The sequence below is a fragment of the Rivularia sp. UHCC 0363 genome (assembly GCF_034931125.1).
Lineage (GTDB): Bacteria > Cyanobacteriota > Cyanobacteriia > Cyanobacteriales > Nostocaceae > Rivularia.
Genome location: NZ_JAYGHM010000010.1, coordinates 18,753 through 34,558 on the forward strand (window position 1 = coordinate 18,753; position 15,806 = coordinate 34,558).

The 15,806-nt window shown below is 38.4% G+C and carries 12 protein-coding genes; 4 read left to right on the top strand and 8 right to left on the bottom strand.

The features are described from left to right. Positions 1-507: 507 nt before the first annotated feature. The 3 genes from frr to VB797_RS07990 all read right to left on the bottom strand — a co-directional run bounded on the left by frr (position 508) and on the right by VB797_RS07990 (position 2,396). Positions 508-1,056: a ribosome recycling factor gene (gene frr, locus VB797_RS07980; protein ID WP_323237143.1), complete on the bottom strand. Its 549-nt coding sequence runs from the start codon at positions 1,054-1,056 to the stop codon at positions 508-510. Further along, the gene (gene pyrH / locus VB797_RS07985) at positions 1,043-1,771 is read right to left on the bottom strand and encodes a UMP kinase (protein ID WP_323237144.1); all 729 of its coding nucleotides are present in this window, start codon (positions 1,769-1,771) and stop codon (positions 1,043-1,045) included. Before pyrH ends, frr begins: the two co-directional genes overlap by 14 nt. Positions 1,772-1,841: 70 nt before the next feature. Beyond that, positions 1,842-2,396: a thioredoxin family protein gene (locus VB797_RS07990; RefSeq protein ID WP_323237145.1), complete on the bottom strand. Its 555-nt coding sequence runs from the start codon at positions 2,394-2,396 to the stop codon at positions 1,842-1,844. Positions 2,397-3,092: 696 nt separating this feature from the next. Here VB797_RS07990 and VB797_RS07995 point away from each other — a divergent pair. Further along, positions 3,093-4,004 (top strand): alpha/beta fold hydrolase, encoded by a 912-nt coding sequence (locus tag VB797_RS07995; RefSeq protein ID WP_323237146.1) that lies wholly within the window; start codon positions 3,093-3,095, stop codon positions 4,002-4,004. 279 nt (positions 4,005-4,283) lie between these two features. Here the strand turns inward: VB797_RS07995 and VB797_RS08000 are convergent, their stop codons facing one another. Further along, complete coding sequence (locus tag VB797_RS08000; RefSeq protein ID WP_323237147.1) at positions 4,284-5,705, bottom strand: LCP family protein; 1,422 nt, start codon at positions 5,703-5,705, stop codon at positions 4,284-4,286. 347 nt (positions 5,706-6,052) lie between these two features. After that, entirely contained in the window at positions 6,053-6,478 is a 426-nt protein-coding gene (locus VB797_RS08005; RefSeq protein WP_323237148.1) for a hypothetical protein, read from the bottom strand. Positions 6,479-6,592: 114 nt separating this feature from the next. On the opposite strand from VB797_RS08005, the gene VB797_RS08010 reads away from it, so the two are divergent. Beyond that, complete coding sequence (locus tag VB797_RS08010; RefSeq protein ID WP_323237149.1) at positions 6,593-7,777, top strand: AI-2E family transporter; 1,185 nt, start codon at positions 6,593-6,595, stop codon at positions 7,775-7,777. A 46-nt stretch (positions 7,778-7,823) separates the two neighbouring features. On the opposite strand, the gene VB797_RS08015 is transcribed toward VB797_RS08010, so the two are convergent. After that, the gene (locus VB797_RS08015; protein WP_323237150.1) at positions 7,824-9,152 is read right to left on the bottom strand and encodes a serpin family protein; all 1,329 of its coding nucleotides are present in this window, start codon (positions 9,150-9,152) and stop codon (positions 7,824-7,826) included. 347 nt (positions 9,153-9,499) lie between these two features. Here VB797_RS08015 and VB797_RS08020 point away from each other — a divergent pair, with 347 nt between their 5' ends. Beyond that, a complete protein-coding gene (locus tag VB797_RS08020; RefSeq protein WP_323237151.1) occupies positions 9,500-11,806 on the top strand; it encodes an NB-ARC domain-containing protein in 2,307 nt (768 codons plus the stop codon). A gap of 226 nt (positions 11,807-12,032) precedes the next feature. After that, positions 12,033-14,363: a DEAD/DEAH box helicase gene (locus VB797_RS08025; RefSeq protein ID WP_323237152.1), complete on the top strand. Its 2,331-nt coding sequence runs from the start codon at positions 12,033-12,035 to the stop codon at positions 14,361-14,363. Between the two features lie 25 nt (positions 14,364-14,388). Here VB797_RS08025 and VB797_RS08030 read toward each other — a convergent pair whose 3' ends face one another. Next, a complete protein-coding gene (locus VB797_RS08030; RefSeq protein WP_323237153.1) occupies positions 14,389-14,874 on the bottom strand; it encodes a helix-turn-helix transcriptional regulator in 486 nt (161 codons plus the stop codon). A gap of 36 nt (positions 14,875-14,910) precedes the next feature. After that, complete coding sequence (locus VB797_RS08035) at positions 14,911-15,762, bottom strand: hypothetical protein (RefSeq protein ID WP_416350850.1); 852 nt, start codon at positions 15,760-15,762, stop codon at positions 14,911-14,913. Between the last annotated feature and the right edge of the window lie 44 nt (positions 15,763-15,806).

The window sequence follows — 15,806 nt, forward strand, 5'->3', positions numbered from 1 at the left end:
TAAGTAGATTAGCGTTGAAAATTGTAATTAGGACAAGGCAGCAGGGAGTAGGAGTAAGGCTTTTAATCCAATTTACATTTTGTCACATAGTTCGATTTATTTGTACCAACCTACTTACAGCAGTTTGCAAATAAATAGAGGTACATTCCCCTATTCCTTACTCCCTTATAACGATATGTCCTGTACCTCACTCAAATGAAATCGGCTGTATATGTATTAGAGTTTACATTTTTAGTGATATAGCTTGTATAACCGTTTATAAATTACAGTTAATTGAAGAGGCAAATTAACAAGTTTTAGTTAAGTATTAAGAATATTTTATTAAGTTTGAGCAAACTTGATGTCAACTTATTCATACCTATTTCAATAAAATTACTTAGTATTTGCGATCGCAACTTGAGAAAAATACAATATTTTGACCGAAAATCTCAAATAAAAAGCCCAGAGCTAGAAGCTAACTGATTTAACGCTTGTAACTTCCAACTCTGCGCCCTGTCAATTCACATCTTAAACAGTTGTGATTTCTTTTTCTTTTTCCGCGAATAAATCGTCTATTTTCGCGATGTACTTATTTGTCAACTTTTGCACCTCGTCCTGTAAATCTCGCGATTCATCTTCAGAAACTTCAGCGCTTTTTTCTTGTTTGCGAATCGAATCTAAAGCATCTCGACGAATATTGCGAATAGCAACACGCCCTTCTTCAGCATACTTAGAAGCGAGTTTGACAAATTCTTTACGACGTTCGGTAGTTAAAGGCGGAATATTCAGCCTAATCACAGAACCGTCGTTATTGGGAGTTAAACCCACATCGGAAAGAGAAATCGCTTTTGTAATTGAATTCAAGCTGCTTTGGTCATAGGGCTGGATTGTGATGGTAGTAGCGTCCGGCGTACTAATATTCGCCAAAGACTTCAAAGCTGTATCTACACCATAATATTCGACCATGACTTTATCTAACAGACTCGAATTAGCACGACCAGTGCGAATCGTATTGAAAGAACGTTGAGTAGCTTCAACGGTCTTTTGCATTGTACTTTGTGCTTCAGCTAATTTCACAAGAACCTCCCACAAGGGTGCCAATAGATTCTCCCATAACTGCGCGGTGGATATTACCTTGCACATTCAAGTCAAAGACAAGAATAGGGATATCATTTTCTTTACATAAGGCGATCGCAGTACTATCCATTACTCGCAATTCCTTATTTAAAACGTGTGCGTAAGTTAGCGATTTGTACCGCTTTGCTTCGGGGTTAAGATGTGGATCGGCATCGTATACTCCATCTACTTTCGTCGCTTTGAAAATCACTTCCGCATCGATTTCAGCGGCTCTGAGAGCAGCTGCCGTATCGGTTGTAAAGAAGGGATTACCGGAACCCGCGCCGAAAATAACCACCCGTCCTAATTCTAGATGACGGATGGCTTTACGACGTATATATGGTTCGGCTACTTCTTGCATGGCGATCGCGGTTTGCAGGCGCGTCTGTACGTCTATTCGTTCGAGAGATTCTTGCAGGGTCATGGCATTCATGACTGTTGCAATCATGCCGATGTAGTCAGCAGTAGCCCTATCCATACCTGCCGATGCAGCTTTCATTCCGCGAAATATGTTTCCGCCTCCTACTACTATGGCAAGCTGAACGCCAGTGGCTACAACCTCTTTTACTTCTAAAGCTATAGAATTAACCACCTCGGGGTCAATTCCATAGCCCATACTGCCCATTAAGGCTTCACCGCTCAGTTTAAGTAAAACCCGTCGGTAACCTGTTCCCATGAAGTTAAGCTTTATCCAAAATTTGTATTTGCCGTACCATTTAAGATATCAGTAGAATGACTATCTGTCTCTAGTTTCGCCATACCAAACTACTACCTAGAGCTTCTGTCTCGGTGAGGCGGATTTCTTCTTCTTTTAATAGAGAAACAATTGCATTCTTTAGATAAGCTTTTTCTGGTGAACTGGGCTGCTGAGCGGTGCTATCTACTTGACCTTTGTAACGTACAATACCCTGACGGTCAATTAAAAATGCCGTTGGTGTTTTAATGGCACCAAAGCTACGAGTTACGTCTTGGGTTGAGTCCCATAAATAAGGGAAATTTAACTGATAAGATCTTGCAAAAGCTTTCATATTATCAAAGCTTTCGTTGGGGTCGTTTTGGGCGATGTTGCCATTGACTCCAATTAACGTAAAGCCCTCTCGTCCAATTTCTGCCTGTAGTTTTTTGAGCTTATCTACATACAACTCTACATAAGGGCAGTGGTTGCTCATCGAAATTACGCCAACTGCACGGAATTTTTCTAAATAACGTCTGAGATGGTGTACTTGATTATCAATTCCTGGCAGTTCAAAATCAGGTGCGTATTTTCCTACTGGGGTATCCATTGTCTCTAGTACACTCATATTCTTGGTTGCTGGAAGGAACTGGTAACAGCAAAACACATTTTTCGTGTGGGCGTGCCGCGTCCAAATTCAAGCCACCCTTTGTGTAGATGCTTAACTGATATGCAATAATTCTATAGTTCACCATCAATTGTCGTAAATTGTAAAATTACTGAATAAACCTGGAAATATCGTTTTGTAGTATTTTTAATATTTTTGATATTTTCTATGCACAAGCGGCAATAATCAATATAATCTAAACGGCGCAGCACTTACTAAAATATATTTTGTTACTCTCCGCATCAGATTTTGACTGATTTATTCTATTTACAAAGTATTTATTTACAATAGACCTTAATTAATTATCTTGCAAATATCTGAATTGACATCAGAGAAAATACTTAACATAATTTACAGCTAGGACATTAAATGTATCTATAGTTAAAATCAAGTTATTTTTGCTTTTTCTGCTTTGTGTAAAAATATTAGAATTACTATCATCCGAATCACGAGTAAAATTATTTCGTCTAGAGGTTAAAAAAATATTTTTAAACTTGCTTGAAGAAAAATATTTTAGAATTACTTTGGTTAAAATATTTAGGACTTAGACCTTTTCCGCTAAATTAGTGGGAATTGGCACGATTAAATATCTGGAACGCGATGTTAAAACGTAAGTTGTGATATTGCTTTTATTCTTATATATATAATTAATGTTTTATGAGTACTTCTACTTCTAAGCCAGTATCTAGTTCAACACAAACTTGGATGTGGCGAGGTTTTCCTATTTGCTATCAAACTCAAGGAACTACTGGCTCTGCCGTTGTTTTGATACATGGTTTTGGTGCTTCTTGGGGACATTGGCGAAAAAATATCCCCGTATTAGCAGAAAATTGTCGCGTTTATGCCATTGATTTAATTGGTTTTGGGGCTTCAGCTAAACCCAAGCCGGGTGAAAAACTTGCTTATACATTTGAAACTTGGGGACAGATGATTGCTGATTTTTGCCGACAAGTGGTCGGTGAATCTGCTTTTTTGGTAGGAAATTCTATTGGTTGTATAGTCGCAATGCAAGCCGCAGTTGATAACCCAGAAATTGCATTAGGTGTGGCGTTGCTTAACTGTTCTCTACGACTTTTGCACGAACGCAAGCAAGCGGAGTTACCCTATTATCGGCGTATGGGAGCGCCTATACTACAAAAGGTCTTATCTTTTAAGCCACTGGGCGAATTCTTTTTCAATCAAATTGCCAAGCCTAAAACCGTGCGTTCTATTTTGCTGCAAGCTTATCCGTTGGGTGAAGCGGTGACAGACGAATTAGTAGATATTTTGATGGCACCAGCGAGCGAACCAGGTGCAGCAGCAGTATTCTTAGCTTTTACAGCTTATTCGAGCGGTCCGCTAGCAGAAGATCTGTTACCAGTTCTACCGTGTCCGGCTATTATTTTGTGGGGAACAGCAGACCCTTGGGAACCAGTAGAATTAGGTCGAAAGCTGGCTGAGTTTCCCCAAGTCACCAAGTTTATACCTTTAGAAGGGGTAGGTCATTGTCCCCAAGATGAAGCTCCAGAATTGGTAAATCCGATTTTACTGGATTGGATAAAAGAGCTTTCTTCATCAAATATTAAATAATAGTAATTACCAAATTGAGATCGCAGGGAGTGAAGAAATTATGTGGGGGAGTATCGCGAAAAAGTCCTTTTCTAATATCACCTCTCCAATATTTCGGAGAGGTAAACACGAAGGCGTACTTTAATAGAAAACATAACAGTTGAGTTAACTCTAAGGTTTTATATTCCTACAGAATTAACAATAATTAACTTGAGAAATTGTGATCGCACGAGTAGAATAGGTATAACTATATCGCAGACATCAAGGTTGTTCTGCCAGTTGCGATCGTTACTTGCACAATTACGGCAATGGGACATCGGCAGAATCAGAAGCAGATTTTTTCAACCAATCTTCACCCAACTGAATAGTAATATCGGAATCAAGACTACCAGTACTTTCCACTCGCACTTCGCCAAATCCTAAAGCGCTACGAACCAATTCAGCACTCTTTTCATCCCCTTGTTGGGCAACAATACGAGTTGATTTTAAAGGTTCACCCCAGCTTTTTGCAATGTAAGTGTTACCATAACCAGCCTTTCGCAAATTCCTGGTCAAGCGTTGGAAACTAGCGTTATCGTTGCCGGTACGATTTTGAATGGCAAGCTGTAAAGATGCTGGTTCGTTAGATGTTAGCTCGCGATCGGTTTCTATACCAAAATGCTGAGCCATCATAGTGCCGATCCGGTTGGGGTTTGGTATCCAGTAGCTCGCACTATACTCATTCGGATTGCTAAACCGTCCGGGTAACATGAGCATTTGCATATTAGAGCGATTGGTTCGCACTCCAAAACCAACTAGCGCTAATAATTCTTCTACTGTTAGATTAGTATCAATATGTTCTTTGACTACGTTGAGAATTTTAGGTAATTGTGCTAGCGTCGCAGGGTTGAGCGCTTCATCCATTAATGCTCGCATCACCACTTGCTGGCGTTGAATTCGACCAATATCTCCTTTACCATCATTACGAAAGCGTAAAAGCTGTAATGCTTTATCCCCATCTAGATGCTGTTTACCTGCTTTTAAATTAATGTACAAATGTTGGGAATCATCTTGATACTTCAGATCTTGGGGAACGGTTACCGTCACCCCTCCTAAAGCATCGATCAGCTTACCTACTCCCAAAACATTAATTCGCACGTAGCGGTCGATCGCAACTCCTCCTAACAGATTACTCGCGGTTTTAGCACTTAAAGCTGGACCGCCGAATACGTTAGAAGAATTTATCTTTTTATTACCATGCCCATCAATTTCGGTACGAGTATCTCTGGGTATAGAAAGCATTGTCAGCTTTTTGGTCTGAGGATCGAATTTGACCAGCAACATCACATCAGCAAGACCATCAAAAGAATTCACTTGAGGTAAATATCCCAAATCTCTAACTTCAGATGGAGGATTTTGGATATCGGGGGGAAGTACGCTCATCCCCATAATTAAAACGTTTACGGGACGAGTTAATTCGGAAAACCGCAGTCCACCCCCGGCAATACTATTACTATCAAATACAGCTTCTTCGTCCGGGCTAAGATTGGCTTGCATTAAAGGAGTACTGCTTAGGGAAACCGCTAAAAGCGCTCCTGCGGTAGCCGATATCATCGCAATACCACTCATCCCCACCCAGAACCACAACCACCTTCCCGATCTGGGTTTATTCCCTTTTTTGTCATTTGAGTTGGGAGGGGACGCAGAATGGCTATCTTGCGCCGAAGTTCTTTGAATGGTCACTGACTTCCTCACACTTATTGATAAAAATTGAAATTATTGAAATTTCTGTTTTGCATTCGTAATAACGAATCAACCCATAATAGCTAACTCTTAATTATCAGTGCTAATGACATAACTTTCGTGTCAACCACAACACTTATAGCAGTATTTCTCCTATTTTTTGAGTTAATCCGGAGATGTTTAATAGAAGTATGGCGAGTTTATACTAAATTTGGCTGTAAAGTTATTGATAATCGTAGTATAGAAAAGATTTTTCCGCATTGTATAAAGTGGGCTTGACTACATTTTTTTTACTTCGTTAGAGACAAATATCTGCTGAATACAAAGTAGCTATGTTGTATTTATTCTCAGGTTTTACGTCTTCTGTCTCGTGTCTTCTTACTTCTACTTTGGCGGACTAATAACCTTTCCGCAAACTGACTAAATCCAGGTAATCTTTGAGACCGACCTTGGACTGTGCGAATAATTAGCCATACGCTAACGACGAAATAACCGCTTGTGACAAAGCTGTTAAGAATGGACAAGCGTAAAGCAAAAAAATCCGAACTTGAAGCTCCAGTTCCTAAAAGTATGTATCCGATTATCCAAGTCAATGCTAATGTGATTGACAAACGGGAGGTTCTCAATTGTTCCCGGCTGGCTTCCCCGCGATAAAGTGTCCATAGGGATGGGAAAAAACCAATCACCGGAATTAGGTATATCAGCATTCCCATCAGAGAAATATCTTCTTTTTCAATTTTGCTTGAATTAGGAATAGATTCAAAATGCTTCATTAGTTTGAGTAAAATCTTAAACTAGAGGGATGAGCGATTGGTCTGTAGTCGGAGATAATAAGCGAAGCAATCGAAGACTCAATTAGTTGTCCAACGGCAATCGGCTTTTTTTTTATGCACACACTTAAGCTCCTTAACTGGTGGCAAAGTCTAACACCAATAGCGCGAATCGGCGCGATCGCCGTTTTTGCTCCGCTGTTAGTGCTTAATGGTTGGGCGTTTTCGGTAATTTTTGATTACTTCCACTCGCTGATAGTCATTTTAGCCGCAGCTTCGGTGCTAGCGTTTCTGCTCAACTATCCCGTAAGCTGGATGGAGCGTCAAGGTCTAAACCGAGAACCTATTGCAATTCTAGTATTTTTACTGAGTTTATCTATCTTATTAGCATTGGGCGTTACGCTTGTTCCCTTAGCACTTAGTCAAGCTCAGCAATTGGTAGCTCGTTTACCAGAGTTGATTGATTCGGGACGTTATCAGCTGATGATGTTGAATGAAAAAGCTGATAGTTTGGGTTTACCGATCAATCTGGATGCTTTGGTAGTCCAGATTAATGACCGCGTTAAAGGACAATTACAAGCTATTGCCGGACAGGCTTTGAATTTAGCGGTAGTCACGGTCACGAGCTTGCTTGATATTGTCTTGACTATGGTTTTGACGTTTTACCTGTTACAGCATGGAGGAGAACTTTGGCAAAGCTTAATTGGTTGGCTTCCGGATCGCTTTAGCAAACCGTTTTCGGAAACAGTACGTCTTAGCTTCCAAAATTTCTTTATCACGCAATTAATTTTATCTGTTTGTATGGCATCAGCTTTAATTCCGACGTTTTTATGGTTAAAGGTACCTTTTGGTTTACTTTTTGGCTTGACTATCGGAATTATGGCTTTAATTCCCTTTGGTGGTTCTGTAGGTATTGCGCTGACCACATCTTTGGTAGCATTGCAGGATTTCTGGATTGGGATGAGGGCATTATTAGCTGCCGTAATTGTTCAGCAAATACTGGAAAATATCATTGCTCCACGCATTCTAGGTAGCTTTACAGGTTTAAATCCCGCTTGGGTATTAATTTCTGTCTTGACGGGAGCTAGAGTTGGTGGACTTTTGGGTGTGATTGTAGCGGTTCCCAGTGCTGTTGTAATTAAGACGGCTTTAAATGCTGTACGTCCTGCTATTGCTAACCGCGATCGCGATGATACTTTAGAAAAAACTGAAGATTACCACAAACAAACCGAGGACACTAATTCCGATAGCGTTCCTGCAATTGATGTAGCTGCACCAAAAACATCTCCTCCCACTGCTTAATTAAGGGAATAGGGAATAGGGAGTAGGGAAATTCTGTCTTCATTCTTTAGGTTAGTGGTTCTACAATTGAACCCATAAACAAGATACTTTGGGTTTGATTATCTCGAATAGCACAGAAAAAGGGACGGTTGACAATCATCTCAAATGGTTGTTGGCTAGGTGGTTGGGCTGACAACAATTCTATTCCCACTGAAGTTGTTGCAGCAGCAACGGTTCCTTCTTCATTCACTTCGACAAAAGTTTTATGTTTAACTTTACCGATCTTAAGATTTGTTCCCATTGAAGAAAAATTTGCTTCTTTCCTAAATGCTTCCCCCATTCCCAAAGCTGAAAGCGCATCATTTAATGTCGCTTCATAATCCATTTTGAAGCGTGGTAAACGTACAAAGCCTTCTCGCTTGCCAAACTGAGATATCCATGTTTCCCAATTAGCTGCATTCAAATTCTCGTAAAAAGAATTCAGGTTAGAGTTTTGTTTGGGCAAAAATATATAAAAGCTAATTCTGCCATTATCCCCATAAGGTAAACTTACGGCTTGAAATTGTGCGTTTTCATAATATCTATAGTCACCCGATTGTGACATCATCGGATGCTGTTTTTCTTGACCCGATAACAGATAAAATGGAAAATTGGCTGTTTCTTCTGGTTTAAATTCCTTTGTCCAACTGCCTTTAAAGTAAATTGCGTTAAGTAGAAATAGTACTTGATCGGGGTCTATTTTATCGACAATTTTTTCTATTTTACCTTGGGTATTTTCTTTAACCCAATTATTAATTTTATCGGGTGCGTCTGTCCGTGCAAAATCTAAATTTGTTACCTTGGCTTGATAAAACTGTTGATTTTTCTGAATAAAATCTGGTTTCAAGCTAGCATTTTTATCTGCCCATAGCGAGTTAGCTACATTTAATGTGACTTTAGAGTCGGGATTTTCTAAACTAGCTTTTAATTTTGCTCCAGCAGAATTTATTTGTTGAAGGTTCATCCCCTGAAATTCCAACGCTTTAGCCATTGCTGTTTGCGTACTACCGCTGGCCCCGTTGTAAGTCATAGCTAGAGCAAGAGCGATGCTTGAAGGTGAAACAAATATATTTTTGGTATTATCTTGATTTAACAGTTGGGAAAATAAATTAAAACCAAACTTCGTATTTGCAGAGACTAATTTTGTATCGAGCAATGCAGCTCGATCTGAAACTGGTAACTCCGATTGCCCAAAAGGTGATTCGGCAAGAGCGCTCTTACTCTCATTAACTTGAGAACATCCTATAACACCCATAAGCATTACGCTCGCAGCGGCTAGAACATAACGTCTTCCTAAACTCACCGCGTAACGTCTTTGTAAAAAGTTTTGCTGAGCGTTGCTTAATTTTTGTTTCATATGAATACCATTCTCACCATCCCACATTATTATGACTATGACATCTATTGCTAAAAAGTACTCGGATGGTTACACTTTTGGCAACAGAATATTATTGTCAACTATTGATTAAATTATTAAATTAAATTTAAACTAAATCTTCAGCTAAAAGTTTTCTAGATTACAGAAAATAAAATAATATCATATAATATCCTCAAGATAGAGGTAATTAATAGTAAAAATATATATGAATTGTTTAGTGAAACCGATTCTTCTGACTTTTTGGTGCAATGAGCGATAAAAACCATAGCTGTGTGAATAACAACATTTCCTTTCAAGAAGTTTTAATGCTTGTGTCGAGTCTATTTATGGCTAAAACAGGCAAGCATCTTTCTAACATAGAGGTTTTGGTTTTACGTGGTTCTTGGAAAAGTCAAAAATACAACCAAATTGCTGCGGAAGGTGGCTATACTGACGAATATCTTAAAAATGATGTTGGTCCAAAACTTTGGAAACGTTTGTCGCAAGCTTTAGGAAAGAAAATTAATAAAAATAATTTTAAAGCAATTTTTGAGGAGCAACTTTATCAGGCAAAACAAGGAAAAACAATCGCCAAGGAGTTAATCGAAAAAGAAGCTTTTATTAACAATCTAATTCCAGAAATACCTCAACCGATATATCACAATCTGCCATCACGCGATTATACAAAATTAATTGGTCGCGAAGCTGAAGCGAAAAGACTCTTAGAACTACTTTCTTTTGAATCCATGACTCCTTGCGTAAGCATTGAAGGAATTGGAGGTGTGGGAAAAACTACCTTAGCTTTAGATATTGCTTACCGTTGTTTTACAGCTAGTAATGATATTTATTTAGGAAGAACGTCAGCAGAAAATATCCCAACTTTTGAATTAATCGTTTTTACTTCTGCCAAAACTGATTTTTTTACCTCCAAAGGAATTTTACCTCGCTTAAGAAGAGAAAAAACTTTAAGCGATATTTTTGCAAGTATAATCCGCACTATTAGCTTTTATAATTCTCCCCCCGCAAATTTTATCCAAGCCTACGAGCAAATCTACAAATACCTGGCAAGTATGCGGACTTTGCTAATTATTGATAATTTAGATACTTCAGAAGAAATTCAGCAAGTATTGAGCTTTTTATCCGAACTTCCACCAACAGTAAAAGCTTTAATTACTAGTCGCGACAAAACCCCTTTTAATGCAATTCGGTTATCATCTTTAACTCAAACAGAAGCCTTACTATTGATTCAGCAAAAGGCAGCCGAAAAACAAGTAAACTTGAGTTTAAAGCAATATGTTCAGCTATACCGAACTACAGGGGGAATTCCGGCCGCAATTATCTACGCGATCGGTCAGTTAAATGCTGGTTACAGCTTTGCTGATGTAACTTCTTGCTTAATACCCTATCGAGGAGATTTCTGCCGATTTTATTTTGAGAGTTCCGTGCAGCCATTAAAAGGACAAGCAGCATACTACTTTTTAATGGCTTTGTCACTATTTGCTAAACCTCCATTACTGTCAACATTACGAGCCGTTGCTGGGGTAGATAATGCCTTGACGGCAGATGGTTTAGCTAAATTGCAGCAGCTTTCCTTGATTAATTATTACCAAGAACGTTACAGGATGTTACCTTTAACTCGCGAATACGCGCTTTTAGAAATGTCTTGCAATCCAGAATTTGAAATGAATACCCGCGACCGTTGGGTAAACTGGTATTTAGATTTTGCTCAACAGCACGGAGGTAAAGATTGGCGAGAATGGCAAGATTATCAACATTTGGAGCAAGAATGGGATAATTTGACAGAAGTAATTGAATGGTGTGTAAAAGACGACCGTTATCGCGATGTCTGCAAGCTGTGGCGAGATGTTAAATGTTATACATATTCCCTTGCTTATCGGCAAAATCGTTTGATTCATTGGGAAGCACCGCTGTTGTGGTTGGAATGGCTCAGTGAAGCGGCTATGTTACGTCAAGACTTGGCGATCGCAGCCCAAATGATTGGCGATCGCGCTTGGAAGTTGACTTTAATGGGAGAAGAATATCTTGCTGTAGCGGATGATTTATTTAGTCAAGCTTGGAAATTGCGCGAGCATCTAACATTAGATATGCAAGTGGATTTAGCAATTCATATTAGTGTATGGCATATTCAAAAGCAGCAATTTGTCAAAGCAACGAATTGGTTAAACCAAGCTCAAAATTTATTAGATAATTCCGATAATTCTCAAATTGATTCGTCGAATGCGACTCGTTTATCCATACATATTCTTTATTATCAAGGCGAGATTAATTATAAAAATGGAAATTATCAAGCGAGTAAAGCTCAGTTTAAACAAATATTTCAACAAGCTCAATCAATTAATTGGCGACGTGCAAGTTTTCTTGCTAAAGACTTTTTAGCAGATATTGCCATCAAGCAGGGGAATTTAAATCAAGCTCAAAATTATTTAACAGAACTTTTGCAAGTAGCAGAGAACAATCAAGATAAATGTAGTAGAGCTTATACAAAGCGTTCTTTGGGTCGTTTGGAAGAGAAATTAGGTAATTTAAATATAGCCGAACGTTGGGTAAATGAAGCGATGAAAGATTTCCAAACTTTAGGTATGCAGACGGAAGCAATGGAAGCTCGGCGATTGCTACAGGCTATTCAGTCTTGATGATAGTAAATTAAGTTAAGATATTGAACTAAAATTTTATTGTTCGGCGTGTTAATCCGTACAAAAATAGCTATAGTACGATAAATTATAAAGCAAGATATTAAGATTGATTTAGGGGCATTACGGAGAAATTTGTTAATTCATCTTGCTACGCTTGTACCAAGCTGTCCGAAAAAATAATCAGGCGTTTAAGATAGTCGAAAATTATTCGTCAATAGAATTATAAATGACAAAATCATTTATCGAAAACAACACCACAGCAATTACTGATAAAACCGAGAAGTTGGTTCTGAGGAATTATCAAGAAGAAGTCATTCACTCCGTTTACGATTTTTTTACAGCGGGTAAAAAACGCATTCTAGTTTACGCTCCAACTGGAGCAGGTAAGACAGTTATCGCATCACAGATTATTGGCGATTACGTAAAACAGGGTAAAAGGGTATTATTCCTAGTCCATCGCGGTAAACTTGTCAAACAAACAACACGAACATTAAACAAATTTTTTAATATTGAACCGAGCATAATTTGGGCAGATTATGCAAAGCCCGATTATACAAAGTTGGTTCAAATTGCAATGCTGCAAACCATCCAAAACCGCGAACTTCCACCAGATGTTGATTTAGTAATTTTGGATGAAGCACACACAGCTTCTTACTACAAAGTTTGGCGACGAATTTTAAATACCTATGCGGGGAAAATTTGGTGTCTTAACCAAAAAGTTGATTTTTTAGGACTCTCAGCATCACCGTGGAGATCCAAAAATAAAGAAGGATATTGTCAATATTTTGATGAGATAGTTAAAGCACCTTATCCGGGTGAATTAATAGAACGTAATCACTTGTGTCGCGCTCGTCAGTTTGCTTACACTCATTTGATCGATGAAAGTAAATTGCAAAGTAGTGATGGAGAATTTACTCAAACTAGCATGGCTGAGGTTTGCGATACTGAATTTAATGCAGAACTAATCAAAATTTATCTAGAAAAAACGATTGATAATAGCCGTAAACCGATCGCCTTTTGTGCAACAGTGCAGCAAGCTGAAAATCTCGCGCAACAATTCCTACTTCATGGTATTGAAGCTAAATGCATTATTAGTGATACCCCAGAAAGAGAACGCGATATCATCTTTGATGAATTTAGTAACGGTAAAACACAGTTAATTAGTAGTGTCGGTGTACTTTGTGAAGGTTTCGATGAGCCGAGTGTGACTGCTATTTTGGTATGTCGTCCGATCAAATCTAGAGCTTTATGGGTGCAAATTTGTGGGCGCGGATTACGGATATTTGAAGGTAAAGAAGATTGCTGGTTTTTTGATTTTTGCGGGAATATACGGCGAATCGGAATGCCTACCGAGAGCTTTGAATTAAAACTTTGTGCTGATGGTAAAGAAGACCCACCAGAAGAAACTAAACCTTGTCCTCGATGCGGATCGGAAATAAACAAATTTCTCGTCGTATGTCCTTATTGTGGATATGAATTTGGTGGTGGAGATAAACTATTAGCTAAAAGACACAAGCGTAAATTTGAGGAAGTACTGACTCCAGAACAGAAAAAACAAGTTAATTTTCTCAAAAATACTGCTTTAAATGCTGTTAATAAGCAAACAGGTTTAGATGGATTAGAAGACAAGTTTAAAGATAAATACGATTACTATCCCCCGCTAGATTGGTTTGATGGACTATTATTTGGTCACGTTGATGGTAATTTTACGGGTTGGGAAGAAACCGTACAAATATTGTGGAGATATCTACTTAAAACAACGGACGATACACCCCGTCAAAGTAAATTAAATAAACATCGCATTGAAAGAGAATTTAAAAGCGCTATCAAAGAGACTCGTAAAGTACTTAGTGAACGCTATTCTGGTAAGGATATTAATACTGAGCAAAGAGCGAAATTAGTTAATCATGATATCAGTCAAATACTTAAATATAAGCCTTGGTGGGCGATTTTTGGTTCAAACCAACCCTTGGACAAAGAATACTTGAAATATGCTTACACAAGAGTTGTAGCAAGCAACGAAATGAAATACGGCGAACCCGAACAGCGAAAGATTAAACAAAGTATTCTGGCTTTATTAGGTATTGCTTATACCGAAGCTTTAAAATACCACAACCAAGATCGGGAGCTAATTAACAATCATATATCTTTTATCCACGAGTCGTTAGGTAAAAATAATTTTCAAGCAATCCAAAATTACATTTCGTTACTAGAATTTGACTCTAAAACTTTGGTATGGCGATCGCTATCTCAAAAAGAACGGGATGAGTATCAACATTGGAAGCTTTCCCAATTCCAGCCAAAGGATAAACCAGCACCATCCCAGCACCACAGCGACATTAAAATAGATCCACCCCTTTTGAAGCATTTACCCAAACCAGCTTCACCATCCGAACAAAACCGTAGTAGGGAAGTAGCAAGGAATCAAACCAAAAATGTTTTATTTCAATCTAATAGTTACTCCAGTCAAAATGAATCTCAACGTGATTGGAGCGGCGTAAAATATGACCCCGCTTGGGACGATGGTTCCGCATTCCCTTCTTTAGATCCGGATTAAGCTTCGACTTCTATATATCTGCAATCTAGACTTCACCTTCTGTTTGCAAAATAAAATTAATCAGCGACGCACAACGGTAAACCATCGCAGCACGGCTATCAACACCAAGTTTGATAAAACTTCGCCGTAAGTGAGTTGAAACAGTCCACTCACTAATTTGCAGTCGATTAGCAATTTGTTTGTTTGAATAACCTAGAGCAGTGAAAGCAGCAATCTGTAACTCTCGTGCGGTTAATAAATCCGTGATGTTAGGCTCTAAAGTTTTAAATGTAATTTTAGGCTTGACAATTAAACAGTATTGATCGTCAACTTCAATTCGCCCAACAATCGAATAGTAATCGGCTTCCTCTGACGGAATTAAATCGTGTTCTGCATAATCTTCCGAGTTTTTCCCAAAGCAAACAATTATATATTTAGAATCTTGTACGCAAAATTCCCCTATAATGCCTAATCCAATTGATTGAGCTAATGCTTGAAGAGAAGCTTTATTTTGATTTATTAAATTATTCATAGTAATAGCAGTAAATTATAAAATTACTGACGAATGCTAAAGTTGATACCAAAATCCTTGAATGTTTGTCCACAGATAATTCTCTGGTTCTAAATTTAAGATTTCTTGAGAACAACATTCTTGAATTATCCGATTTGTCATCGGTTTAGTTTGCACTGAAGCAGAAGGAACTACTAAATGTAGAACAACAATATGGATATCAGCCCAAAAAAGTTTAGCTAATCCAGCATTAATAATTAGTTGACGTAAATATTGGCGTTCAATAGCAACAATCGGGTCTTTTTCTGTTCGAGTTTGACAAGGTATATCCCAACTCTCTAAAGCTTTGCATATATCTGGAGGAAGATTTTTTTCATAATCTTCACGCGATTGATAGGTAAGAATAAACGCAGACCCCAAACTCGCAGCAAGTGCTACAGCATCTCGAAAAGCCAAGGTTAAAACATCGTTGGTTGAAGGAAACTGGTTAATTTTGCTGTCTAGCGATCGCGCTAAAGATTCCCAATGTGAAAAAATTTCTGGTTCTCTCTCTTTAGGAATTAATGAGTTGCCCAGGTTCTCTCCCAGCCAGAATAAATTTAGCCGATTTAGGTCTCTTTCTCCTCGTAGTTTTTCCCATTCTTTTAAAGACCAAAGCGTTTCTTCCAAAAAGGTACGTTTCTCAAGTAGCTTTGTTGAGGTATTCACCCTTGGAACAACTAACTCTGGTCGCTGCAAGTACAGGTTAATATTGTCGATAATGTACCATAGTTCTCGCACTACCCACAATTCCATTACGGACCATAGGTTTTTATATAGAAGTAGTCCGGAGTAAGATAAAGCAAGGGCTGGATCTATTACGCAGCGAGGACGTTGTTGATTACTTTTGAATAAACTTACTGCCTGCATCACCTGATAATCTCGTATAATTTCACTAATTGTTAGTTGGTCAG

Excerpts from the sequence above, each read along its gene's own strand:
- pyrH (WP_323237144.1), bottom strand. The coding sequence starts at position 1,771 with ATGGGAACAGGTTACCGACGGGTTTTACTTAAACTGAGCGGTGAAGCC.
- VB797_RS07990 (WP_323237145.1), bottom strand. The coding sequence starts at position 2,396 with ATGAGTGTACTAGAGACAATGGATACCCCAGTAGGAAAATACGCACCT.
- VB797_RS07995 (WP_323237146.1), top strand. The coding sequence starts at position 3,093 with ATGAGTACTTCTACTTCTAAGCCAGTATCTAGTTCAACACAAACTTGG.
- VB797_RS08005 (WP_323237148.1), bottom strand. The coding sequence starts at position 6,478 with ATGAAGCATTTTGAATCTATTCCTAATTCAAGCAAAATTGAAAAAGAA.
- VB797_RS08010 (WP_323237149.1), top strand. The coding sequence starts at position 6,593 with ATGCACACACTTAAGCTCCTTAACTGGTGGCAAAGTCTAACACCAATA.
- VB797_RS08015 (WP_323237150.1), bottom strand. The coding sequence starts at position 9,152 with ATGAAACAAAAATTAAGCAACGCTCAGCAAAACTTTTTACAAAGACGT.
- VB797_RS08020 (WP_323237151.1), top strand. The coding sequence starts at position 9,500 with ATGGCTAAAACAGGCAAGCATCTTTCTAACATAGAGGTTTTGGTTTTA.
- VB797_RS08025 (WP_323237152.1), top strand. The coding sequence starts at position 12,033 with ATGACAAAATCATTTATCGAAAACAACACCACAGCAATTACTGATAAA.
- VB797_RS08030 (WP_323237153.1), bottom strand. The coding sequence starts at position 14,874 with ATGAATAATTTAATAAATCAAAATAAAGCTTCTCTTCAAGCATTAGCT.
- VB797_RS08035 (WP_416350850.1), bottom strand. The coding sequence starts at position 15,762 with ATGCAGGCAGTAAGTTTATTCAAAAGTAATCAACAACGTCCTCGCTGC.